This is a genomic window from Pseudomonas sp. IPO3778 (genome assembly GCF_013386825.1).
In the GTDB taxonomy this organism is placed as follows: domain Bacteria; phylum Pseudomonadota; class Gammaproteobacteria; order Pseudomonadales; family Pseudomonadaceae; genus Aquipseudomonas.
Map to the genome: position 1 here is coordinate 53,984 of NZ_JACARC010000045.1, position 10,544 is coordinate 64,527.

At 59.4% G+C, this 10,544-nt stretch carries 10 protein-coding genes; 3 read left to right on the forward strand and 7 right to left on the reverse strand.

The features are described 5' to 3' along the window. Window positions 1-250: 250 nt before the first annotated feature. Both HX855_RS24385 and HX855_RS24390 read right to left on the reverse strand, forming a co-directional pair. Window positions 251-844, reverse strand: coding sequence for a putative adenosine monophosphate-protein transferase Fic (locus HX855_RS24385; protein ID WP_177089730.1), 594 nt, complete (start codon window positions 842-844; stop codon window positions 251-253). Then, complete coding sequence (locus HX855_RS24390; RefSeq protein WP_003213201.1) at window positions 844-1,014, reverse strand: YhfG family protein; 171 nt, start codon at window positions 1,012-1,014, stop codon at window positions 844-846. The genes HX855_RS24385 and HX855_RS24390 overlap by 1 nt, the downstream gene beginning before the upstream one ends. 209 nt (window positions 1,015-1,223) lie before the next feature. On the opposite strand from HX855_RS24390, the gene HX855_RS24395 reads away from it, so the two are divergent. Together HX855_RS24395 and HX855_RS24400 are read left to right on the forward strand one after the other, a co-directional pair. Next, window positions 1,224-3,161, forward strand: a complete 1,938-nt coding sequence (locus tag HX855_RS24395; RefSeq protein WP_177089729.1) for an ATP-dependent DNA helicase RecQ — start codon at window positions 1,224-1,226, stop codon at window positions 3,159-3,161. 23 nt (window positions 3,162-3,184) lie between these two features. After that, window positions 3,185-3,616, forward strand: a complete 432-nt coding sequence (locus HX855_RS24400) for a thioesterase family protein (RefSeq protein WP_177089728.1) — start codon at window positions 3,185-3,187, stop codon at window positions 3,614-3,616. A gap of 104 nt (window positions 3,617-3,720) precedes the next feature. Here HX855_RS24400 and HX855_RS24405 read toward each other — a convergent pair whose 3' ends face one another. The 4 genes from HX855_RS24405 to HX855_RS24420 all read right to left on the reverse strand — a co-directional run bounded on the left by HX855_RS24405 (window position 3,721) and on the right by HX855_RS24420 (window position 8,685). Beyond that, window positions 3,721-4,197: a glycine zipper domain-containing protein gene (locus HX855_RS24405; RefSeq protein WP_177089727.1), complete on the reverse strand. Its 477-nt coding sequence runs from the start codon at window positions 4,195-4,197 to the stop codon at window positions 3,721-3,723. 320 nt (window positions 4,198-4,517) lie between these two features. Continuing rightward, a complete protein-coding gene (locus tag HX855_RS24410; RefSeq protein WP_063033578.1) occupies window positions 4,518-6,866 on the reverse strand; it encodes an FdhF/YdeP family oxidoreductase in 2,349 nt (782 codons plus the stop codon). Next, window positions 6,863-7,702: a formate dehydrogenase accessory sulfurtransferase FdhD gene (gene fdhD, locus HX855_RS24415; RefSeq protein ID WP_177089726.1), complete on the reverse strand. Its 840-nt coding sequence runs from the start codon at window positions 7,700-7,702 to the stop codon at window positions 6,863-6,865. Before fdhD ends, HX855_RS24410 begins: the two co-directional genes overlap by 4 nt. 95 nt (window positions 7,703-7,797) lie before the next feature. Then, the gene (locus HX855_RS24420) at window positions 7,798-8,685 is read right to left on the reverse strand and encodes a LysR family transcriptional regulator (protein WP_177089725.1); all 888 of its coding nucleotides are present in this window, start codon (window positions 8,683-8,685) and stop codon (window positions 7,798-7,800) included. Window positions 8,686-8,848: 163 nt separating this feature from the next. Here HX855_RS24420 and lysM point away from each other — a divergent pair, with 163 nt between their 5' ends. Continuing rightward, window positions 8,849-9,289, forward strand: a complete 441-nt coding sequence (lysM, locus tag HX855_RS24425) for a peptidoglycan-binding protein LysM (RefSeq protein ID WP_177089724.1) — start codon at window positions 8,849-8,851, stop codon at window positions 9,287-9,289. 44 nt (window positions 9,290-9,333) lie between these two features. On the opposite strand, the gene HX855_RS24430 is transcribed toward lysM, so the two are convergent. Beyond that, window positions 9,334-10,281, reverse strand: a complete 948-nt coding sequence (locus HX855_RS24430; RefSeq protein WP_177088791.1) for a transposase — start codon at window positions 10,279-10,281, stop codon at window positions 9,334-9,336. Window positions 10,282-10,544 lie beyond the last annotated feature (263 nt).

Sequence of the window (10,544 nt, forward strand, 5' to 3'; positions counted from 1 at the left end):
GGTGGCGGACTGTGCGCAGGTTGGCCAACCGGAAACAGCAATCCGGCACGTCCGTGGACGTCCCACACACAGCCGCCATAACATTGCGCTGAGAAGACGATAGACGTCCGCCAGACAAGTGATGGCACTTATGTGTGCTGTTTTCGAGTGACCAAACCCGGTCGCTGAATTTGCAGCGACGGGGCGAACCTTGGCGGGAGTGTTGGGCTAGAGCAATAAACAGATCGTTACCAGCTTTAACGATCAGTGGCTAGCGCGGGGTGCTGATGCACCGCTCAAAAATCGCCTCCAGCCCCCGGTAATCACACGCCACCGCGTCAATATTCGCCGGTATCCACGCCGCGTTCTTCACCAGCCACCAATTCACTGAAAACCCAGCATTGACGATGATCTGCTCGAACAGAATCCGCTGTGCCCGGCCATTGCCTTCGCGAAACGGGTGGATCACGTTGAGGTCGCCATAAGCCTCGGCGATCTGGGTCACCAACTCGGCCTGGGTAACGCCGACAAACCAGTTGGCCTGCGCCATGTGCTGGATGATCTTCGCGGCTTCGGGCGGGATGCGCTCCGGTGTGCAGAACAGCGTGTCGCCTTTCTGGATGTTGACCGTACGCAGTTCGCCGGCCCATTCGTAGATGTCCCCGAACAGGGTGCGGTGGATGTGTTGCAGGCGTTCAAGGTCGTAGGGCGGTGGGTAGAGGGGGAGGTGGCCTACGGCGATTTCAGATAATTCCCGCTCTGCCTGGTGCAGGCGCTCTTCGTCGAACAGATCGAGGCGGTTGCGCAGGACGCTGCTACCGGGGTAGCAGTACGGGTCCTGGCCCACGCCGTATTTGTCGAGCATCAGCGTGGGGTGTTGCGGTACTTGGCGAGGACGGCTTCGCGGGTCGGCAGGGGTTTGTCGACGTCGGCGGGCTGGGTGTCGAACCCTTCCAGGCGCAGGCTGGCCAGGTAGTTGGAACGGCGGATCTTGTCGTAATGATCCTGCTTTTGCTCAAACGTCAGTTCGGCCATGACAGCGTCCTCTCGGTGCGAGGTTTGATTGTAGCGCAATGGGTTTCGAGATGCGTCCTGCGCGATGTTGGAACGTTTCCTACTGGTGCCTACTCCACTGCCCAGGCTGTGTATCATCCTGACTCTTTTTAACTTGCGACCTTTCTCGATTCGCTGAATGTGCTGGTCTATGTTTTGGGCTCGTTCAGCGGTCAATGGAGTGACAGCTTATGCACAACACCCTCCAACAGGTCTTTGGTTATCCACAGTTTCGTTTGGGCCAGGAGGCGGCGATCAGCGCCGTGCTGGCCGGCCGTTCGGCGGCGGCGATTTTCCCCACCGGCTCCGGCAAGTCCCTGTGCTATCAACTTTCCGCTGTACTGCTGCCGCATCTGACGCTGGTGGTGTCGCCGTTGCTGGCGTTGATGCAGGACCAATTGGGTTTCTTGCAGCGCCACGGCATTTCCGCGGGCAGTATCGATTCGGCCCAGAGCCGGGATGACGCCAATGACGTCATGGCCCGGGCGCGTTCGGGCGAGCTGAAAATCCTGATGGTTTCCGTGGAGCGCTTGAAGAACGAGCGCTTCCGCAATTTCCTGCAAAGCGTGCCGATCTCGCTGCTGGTGGTGGACGAGGCGCACTGTATTTCCGAATGGGGCCATAACTTTCGTCCGGATTACCTGAAGCTGCCGGACTACCAGCGTCAGTTCCGCATTCCCCAGGCACTGTTGCTGACCGCTACGGCCACGCCCAAGGTGATCGCTGACATGCAGGCGAAGTTCGCCATTGCACCGGACGACGTGATCACCACGGGCTTCTACCGCGCCAACCTCAACCTGCTGGTAGAGCCCGTCGCCGGCCAGGACAAGCGTCGACGTCTGGTGGCCTGGATGAACGAGCGGGCCAATCAGCCGAGCATCGTCTACGTCACCCTGCAAAAAACCGCCGAGCATATTGCCGAACATCTGAATCGCAACGGCATCCAGGCCGAGGCTTACCACGCAGGGTTACCCAACGATAAGCGCGAGGGCATTCAGCGGCGATTCATGGGCGGCCAGTCCAATTGCATCGTCGCCACCATCGCCTTTGGCATGGGCATCGATAAGAGCGACATTCGCAACGTGGTGCACTTCGACCTGCCAAAATCCATCGAAAACTACAGCCAGGAGATTGGCCGCGCCGGGCGTGACGGGCAGCCGTCTGATTGTCTGGTGCTGGCTAACCGCGACAGCCTGAATATCCTGGAGAACTTTGTGTACGGCGACACGCCGGAGCAGGAAGGCATTCGCCGCGTCCTTGAGGAGATACAGGCCGCCCGTGGTGAGGGGCAATGGGAGTTTTTGCTCCGGTCACTGTCAGACCACAGCAACATCCGCGAGCTGCCACTGAAGACCTTGCTGGTGCAGCTTGAGCTCAAGGGCGTGATTGCGCCGCGCTACGCGTTTTACGCGGAATACCGCTTCAAGTACCTGATTGAGCCTGAAGCACTGCTGGCGCGTTTTTCCGGCGAGCGCCAGCAATTTGTGGCGGCGATTATCCAGGTCTGCAAACGGGCAAAAACCTGGGCTACGGTGGATTTCGACGCGCTTTATCAGCAGCATCAAGCCGAGCGCAACCGTGTGGTGAAGGCCCTGGATTACTTTCAGGAGCAGGGCCTGATCGAGATGGAAAGCAAGCAGATGACCGAGGTCTACGCGCTGCTGGATACCGACTTTGATCCACAGGTGTTGAGCGCGCAGTTATACACAGGCTTCAAGCAGCATGAGGTGACGGAAGTGGCGCGGATTCACGCCATGCTGGATTTGTTTGCTACAGAGGCGTGTCTGGGTTACCGCCTGGCGCATTATTTCGGCGATGAAAACGCACCCCGGCAATGTGGGCATTGCTCGGTCTGTCACGGCAACGTAGCGCACTTGCCGGCGCCGCCAGCCTTGCCGCCGCTTGTGGATAAAAACTTCCAGGCGCTGTGCGGTGAATTTATCCACAGGCATCATGAGTACAACGGGCACTTGCCAGGCGCTGAGCGTTTGACACGGTTCCTGGGCGGGATCAGCGTGCCGTTGTTTACCAAGCTGAAGGCGCGAGCCATTCCTGGTTTCGCCGCGCTTGAGGAGTACCCCTACGCTGAAGTGCGGGAATGGGCTGAAGCTCATTTGAACGATCTGTAAATTCACCTACCCGAGATTTGCCCATGTCTGACTCCATGCCGCAGCGCGCCGATTACCGTCATTTCCAGCCGATCATCACGCGTTGGCACGACAATGATGTGTATGGCCATGTGAACAACGTCACCTACTACAGTTTCTTCGACACAGCGGTGAACACCTACCTGATCGAGCAGGGCGGCTTGGATATCCATGACGGTGAGGTGGTGGGGTTTGTGGTGAGTTCGGCGTGCGATTACTTCGCTTCGATTGCCTTTCCGGACCGCATTGAGATCGGCTTGCGGGTGGGCAAGTTGGGCAACAGTTCGGTGCAGTATGAGCTGGCGGTGTTCAAGGCTGGCGAAGAGGACGCCTCTGCCGCGGGAAGGTTTGTGCATGTGTTCGTGGATCGGGCGTCGAACCAGCCCGTGACCATTCCAGACGCGCTGCGAGGTGCCTTGCAGCGCTTGGTATTGTAGGAGCGAGCTTGCTCGCGAAAAACCTGAGGGCACAGCGGGGTGTCAGGTTTCCATCGTCATCGTTGACGACCATCGCGAGCAAGCTCGCTCCTACAGGGGGTGGCTTAGCGGTGGCGATAGTGATGCTTGTTGCGATGCCCATAAGCATGGCCGCGCCCGCGATGGTCGTCGCGGTCATAGCGGCGGTTATCGCGCCCACGGTAACGACGATCATCGTCATCGCTCTTGTTGCCCATGTAGTTGCCCAGCGCGCCACCGGCGCCACCGCCGGCGGCTGCGCCGATCAGGCTGCCGGTGCTGCCGCCAACGCTGCGGCCCACTACGTTGCCGCCGGCTGCGCCCAACGCGCCGCCAATGGCCGCTTCGCCCCGGCTGCGTTTGTCTGCGCCGACCGCACTGCCGCCTGCGCCGCCGAGGGCCGCACCAATGGCCGAACCGGTGTTACCGCCCAACTGCTGACCTACGACCGAACCTAAAACCCCGCCCAATGCGCCGCCCACACCGGCTTCGGTGGTGCCACCGGCCATGGCTGCGCCACTGACCAGGCCAAGGGACAACAAGAGAATCGAGGAGAACTTCATAGAGGAACCTCAAGAGGATGACGGCGCGATCCTGAGGTTGTATCGATATGGAAACAATCGAAACCCGACCAGCGGTACAGGTTGTATACAATTCTCTAAGTTACTGTTTTGTATGGGGAACTTAAGTGATTTTTACGGGTCTTTAATGACTTCGGAACGGCCGCTTTTATGCAAAAGCGGCCTTTTTTGTGCCCGTAAAACTCGGGTGCTGCCTGTGGCGAGGGAGCTTGCTCCCGTTGGGCTGCGCAGCGGCCCCAACATTTCTACGGGCGCTACGTACCCGAACGGGAGCAAGTTCCCTCGCCACAATGAGGTGTCGCTTAAGCCGACTTCGCCATGATCAAGCCGGTCGCACTCGCTGCTTCCAACCGAATCGCCACGAATTTCGACGTTGGCGTATGGCTGCCATCCCCGGTGCTTTCCAGCGGCACCAGCGGGTTCACTTCCGGGTAATACGCCGCAGCTTGCCCCGCCGGGATATCAAACGCCAGCAAGGTAAAGCCCTTCACCCGACGCTCACGCCCATCATCCCAGATCGACACGATGTCGGCTTTCTGCCCCGGCTTGAAGCCCAGGCGGATGATGTCGGCTTCGTTGACGAACAACACGTCCCGCTGACCCTTGACCCCGCGGTAGCGGTCATCCAGGCCATAGATGGTGGTGTTGTACTGATCGTGGGAGCGCATCGACTGCATGATCAGGTCTGGCAACTGCCCGGTGTTGCGGGTGCGTTCGTGCACCAGGTCCTTGGGCAGGATGTTCGGGCGGAAGTTGGCGCGGCCCGACGGGGTGTTCCAGCGGCGTGCGCCGGCGGAGTTGCCCAGGTAGAAACCGCCCGGGTTTTTCAAGCGTTCGTTGAAGTCCTTGAAGCCCGGAATGGTGTCGGCGATCAGGTCGCGAATGCGGTCGTAATCGGCCACCAGCCAGTTCCAGTCCACCGGTTTGCTGCCCAATGTCGCGGCGGCAATACCTGCCAGAATGGCGGGTTCGGATTTCATCTGTTTCGACAACGGCTGCAACTGGCCATTGGAGGCGTGAACCATGCTGAACGAGTCTTCCACGGTCACCGCTTGTGGGCCTTCGGCCTGAATGTCGATGTCGGTACGGCCCAGGCACGGCAGGATCAGTGCGTCCTTGCCGTGCATCAGGTGGCTGCGGTTGAGCTTGGTGCTGATCTGCACGGTCAGGTCGCAATTGCGCAGGGCTTCAAAGGTGCGCGGGCTGTCCGGCGTGGCTTGGGCGAAGTTGCCGCCCAGGCCGATAAACACCTTGGAGCGGCCTTCAAGCATCGCGTGAATCGCTTCCACCACGTTATGGCCGTTGTCTCGCGGTACCTGGAACTGGAAGCGACGCTCCAGGGAGTCAAGGAACGCCACCGGGGGCCGTTCGTTGATGCCCATGGTGCGGTCGCCCTGCACGTTACTGTGGCCACGCACCGGGCACAGGCCCGCGCCCGGGCGGCCGATGTTGCCGCGCAGCAGCATCAGGTTGGCGATTTCCTGGATGGTCGGCACCGAGTGGCGGTGCTGGGTGATGCCCATCGCCCAGCACATGATCACGTTCTTGCCTTTGGCGTACATGCGCGCCGCTTGCTCGATCTCCACTAGGGTCAGGCCGGACTGTTCGACGATTTCATCCCATGAGGTGTCGTCGATCTTGCCCAGGTAATCCAGCACGTTGGCGGTGTGTTCGTTGAGGAAGTCGTGGTCGAACACGGCCTCTTTGCCTTCGGCCTGAGCCTGGCGTTCCCACAGCAGCAGGAATTTCGCCATGCCACGCAGGATGGCCATGTCGCCACCCAGCGCCGGGCGGAAGTAGGCGGTGTTGGTCGGCTTGTCGCCGTTGGTGAGCATTTCCAGCGGGTGTTGCGGGTGCTGGAAACGTTCCAGGCCACGCTCTTTGAGCGGGTTGATGCACACTACCTGGGCGCCGCGTTTTACCGCTTCGCGCAGTGGCTCGAGCATCCGGGGATGGTTGGTGCCGGGGTTCTGGCCCCAGACGAAAATGGCGTCCGCATGCTCGAAATCATCGAAGGTCACGGTGCCTTTGCCCACGCCCACGCTCTGCGCCAGGGCCACGCCGCTGGCTTCGTGGCACATGTTCGAGCAGTCCGGGAAGTTATTGGTGCCGTAGGCGCGCACGAACAGTTGATACAGATAAGCGGCCTCGTTGCTGGCCCGGCCCGAGGTATAGAACTCGGCCATGTCCGGGTTTGGCAACGCGTTGAGGTGCTTGCCGATCAAGTCGAACGCCGACTCCCAACTGATGGGCTTGTAACGGTCGGTTTCGGCGTCGTAGCTCATGGGCTCGGTCAGGCGACCCTGATATTCCAGCCAGTAGTCGCTTTGCTCCAGCAGTGCGCTGACGCTGTGCTTGGCGAAGAAGGCCGCATCAACCCGGCGCTTGGTGGCTTCCCAGTTGACCGCCTTGGCGCCGTTTTCGCAGAACTTGACCATGCCGCTTTCCGGCGAGTCGCCCCAGGCGCAGCCCGGGCAGTCGAAACCGCCGTTCTGGTTGGTCTTGAGCATCATGCGGATGTTCTTCAGCGCGTTATCGCTGGTCAGCCAGGCTTGTGCCACGCTGATCAGTGCGCCCCAGCCACCTGCCGGGCCTTTGTAGGGCTTGTAGCGCGGGGTGGGTTTGTCGTCGGCTTGATGATGAGTGCTCACGCTTGATTCTCCATCGCAGGGCTATAGACCCGCGGCGCACTTTTCTGCGGCAGGTGGATGAGATTGAGGTTGTGCCGGCGGGCCCATTGCAGGGCCAGGCCGGTGGGCGACGACAGGCTGACCAGGGTCTGGATGCCTGCGCGCAACACTTTCTGGATCAGTTCGAGGCTGCAGCGACTGGTGACAATCGCCAGGCCGCCGTCGGTCGGAATCTTTTGGCGGATCAGCGCGCCGATCAGCTTGTCGAGGGCGTTATGCCGGCCGATATCTTCACGGCCCAGCAGCAATTCGCCCTGATGGTTCATGAACACCGCCGCATGCACTGCGCCGCTGTATTGGCCTAAAGGCTGGAACGCGCTGATGCGTTGGCGCAGGCCGTCCAGCCATTCGGCAGGTGGCAATGGCGCGCCGGGCAGCACCTTGAGGTTGGGCAGCGCTTGTTCCACGGCTTCTACACCACACAGGCCGCAGCCGCTAGTGCCCGCCAATTGCCGACGCTGCTGTTTCATGTTCCAGAACGCACGGCTGGAAATCTGCACCTGGGCGTATTGAGTCGAACCCGAGCCGCTGATTTTCAGGTCATAAATGTCGCTAACGTCTTCGATAATGCCGCTACCGATGCTGAAGCCGAGAATAAAGTCTTCAAGGTCGGTGGGCGTTACCAGCATCACCGCCTGGCTGATGTCGTTATAGGCAATCGCCAACGCCACTTCCTCGGCAAGCGCGGTGCTGGCCGATTCGGTGTGTTCGAGATTACAAAACTGGTAGCTCTGGCTGGCGGCGGGCGCGGGCGTTTCGAGGGCGGGCGCCGCGCAGACTGGGCGCTGGGCGTTCATTGGGCATTACCACCGGGAGTATTCAGCTGTAAGACTAGGCGCGACAAAGGGTCGCGTCTAATCGTCAGTACTGATCTACCGATAGATGGCGTCGATCAAGGCTCGAGCAGCGATTTCTGGTACAGCGCAAAACAGGCTTCTGCCAGGGCCGAGCGAGGCGCGCTGCGGCGCATGATCAGCCCCAGGCGGGCCAGAGTGTGAGCGTCTTCAATGGGTTGCAGGCGCAAGTGCTCAGTGAGGGCGTCGAGGCCGCCGTCCAGTGGCATCACCGCGCAGCACAGGCCGCCGTGCACGGCTTGTAACAATTGATGGACGGCATCGGTCTGCAACAGCGGCTGGGGGTTGAGGCCACGGCTGTGGAAGTTGTGGTCGATGGACTGGCGAAAGTGCATGCCGCTGGTGAGCATGCCCAAGGGCAATTCGATCAGCGCTTCCCAGCTCAGGGGCTTGTCGCCGAAGCTGAAGAACCGTTGGTCGTACAGCAGGCCCATGCGCGTTTCGCTCAGGGCCAGGGAGTCGAAGCGCTCGGCGTCCAGGCGCTCGAGGTACGACACGCCAAGGTCCAGGCGGTTGCTGGCCAGTTGCTCAAGGATTTGCTCGGAGCTTAACGCCGACAACTCAAAGCGCAGGCTCGGGTGCTCTTTATGCAGTTTCTGCATCAGGGCCAGCGGATCGAAACTCGAGAGCGGCACCACGCCCAGGCGCAACGTGCCCACCAGGTTGCCGCGACAGGCCGCCGCCTCGGCCTGCAAACCGTCGTACGCCGCCAGCACCGTGCGCGCCCAGGCCAGCACGCGTTCCCCGGGAGCGGTAAAACCTTCGAAGCGCTGGCCGCGATTGACCAGCGGCAGATCCAGCTCTTCCTCCAGGCTGCGCAGGCGCATCGACAGGGTCGGCTGGGTGATGTGGCAGCGCGCGGCCGCCTGGCCGAAGTGACGGGTTTCGTCGAGGGCGATGAGGAATTTCAGCTGTTTGATGTCCATCTTCGCTCCAAGGCGTGGTCCACAGGCGGGGGGATTCTAGCGCGTTTGGGGCTGTGGCCAGGAACCGTAGGAGTTATCCGGTCTTTGGTCGGGCAGGAACCCAATTCTGTAGGACTGGTCTAGTCTTTTGCATCTGGAATTCATATCCCAAGGAGAGTGCACCATGAGTATTTTTAGCTTTGTTAAGGAAGCGGGCGAGAAGCTGGTCAAGCTGTTGACGCCAGGTAATGCCAACGCCGGCGAAGATCTGAAAAAGCATATCGAGGATGTCGGGTTGGGTAACCCGAACGTTCACGCTACCGTCGAGGGTGACAAGGTCACGATTTCCGGTGAGGTGGCGACGCAGGAAGAGAAAGAAAAAATCATCCTGGCGGCAGGCAATATTGCCGGTGTTGCGAGCGTTGAGGACCAGATTACCGTTTCCGGTCCTGCAGTCGCGGCGGCCCGTTTTGTTGTGGTCAAAAAGGGCGACACGCTGAGCGCGATCTCCCTGGCGGTGTATGGCAACGCCAACCAGTACAACAAAATCTTCGAGGCCAATAAGCCGATGCTTAAAGATGTGAACAAAATCTACCCAGGGCAGACGCTGCGTATTCCTGAGTAATACGCGGGCCCAATGTGGGAGATTCTATGGTTGAGGGGCAACCCTCAACCAACCCTTGGTTGGTATTCGCTTTGTCCTTTCAGCAAGGCAAATACCACTCGAGCAAGCTTACGGGCCAGCATTACCAGTACCTGAGTGGTGCTATAACCCCGCGCCCGTTGTGCTTGATAAAACTCCTTCCATGCAGCCGTTCGGCTGGCGGCCATTGCGGCGTTGTGCAAAAGACGCCGAGCTTCTGAGTCGCCACGCTTGCTCAAGCTGCGACGATTATCTTTCTGTCCTGACTTAGAAACGCGTAAATCCATGCCCAAGAAGGCGATAAACGCGTCCGCGTTTCTAAAGTCACCGCGCTGGAAGCTAGTAACCAGGCGGGCTCCAGTCAAAAATCCGATACCTTCAACTTTCAAGCAACGCTTTAACTGATCCGATAGTCCAGCTTCTTTCAGTCGATCACTGATCATCTTTTCAATCAGGCTTTCTAGCTTTTGCATCGACTTTATCTGCTCGGCAAAAGAGGCCTTCAGCAACGGCTCATTCGCCCAACTTTGAGTCAGGCTGACGCGTGCTTGAACCAGCGCCGCCCTGCGACGGAAAAGACTCAAAAGCTGACGATACAGAGGAGATGGCGGCGTCCAGGGGTGAAGTTCATCGGCTTCGTTTTTTAGATAGCGAGCAAGCAATTTGGCATCCTGGGCATCGGTTTTAGCCCGGACATTCACACCTTTACGATAGTGACTGAGCTCATAACCGCCCACCATGTAGATCACGCAGCCAGCTTCATAGGCTAGATCAGCAAACTCCAAGTGATAGATGTTGGTCGCTTCAATCGCAATGGACACACTACCCGGCAGGGCCTTCAGCCATTTTTTAATGGCGGTTTTGTTGTTAGGGATCACTTCCAGCAGATCGAGCTCAGCTTGGTAAATCACCAGCTCATTTTTAGCGACATCGACGCCAACGATCGGCTTTGAGACAGGAACTGGCATTGCCATGGGACTTCCTCCGGGCTATGGTTTTGAGCACTTGGTGGGCTCACCCAGAGGCGCAGGCTTGTTCCTATCGTCGGTCATAGCCAGATGCATTCTTTATCGGCGCTTGGGTGAAAGGAGGAGGGGCGAAATCTCCCACGGTCTGTACTGCGCCAACAGTCAGAATCGGGCTTTGTCCCTCCTCCTCCCTTCAAGTCCTAGCATACAAGCGGGCTTGCTCGCGAATGCGGTGTGTCAGTCGCCGAATGCATCAACTGACACACCGC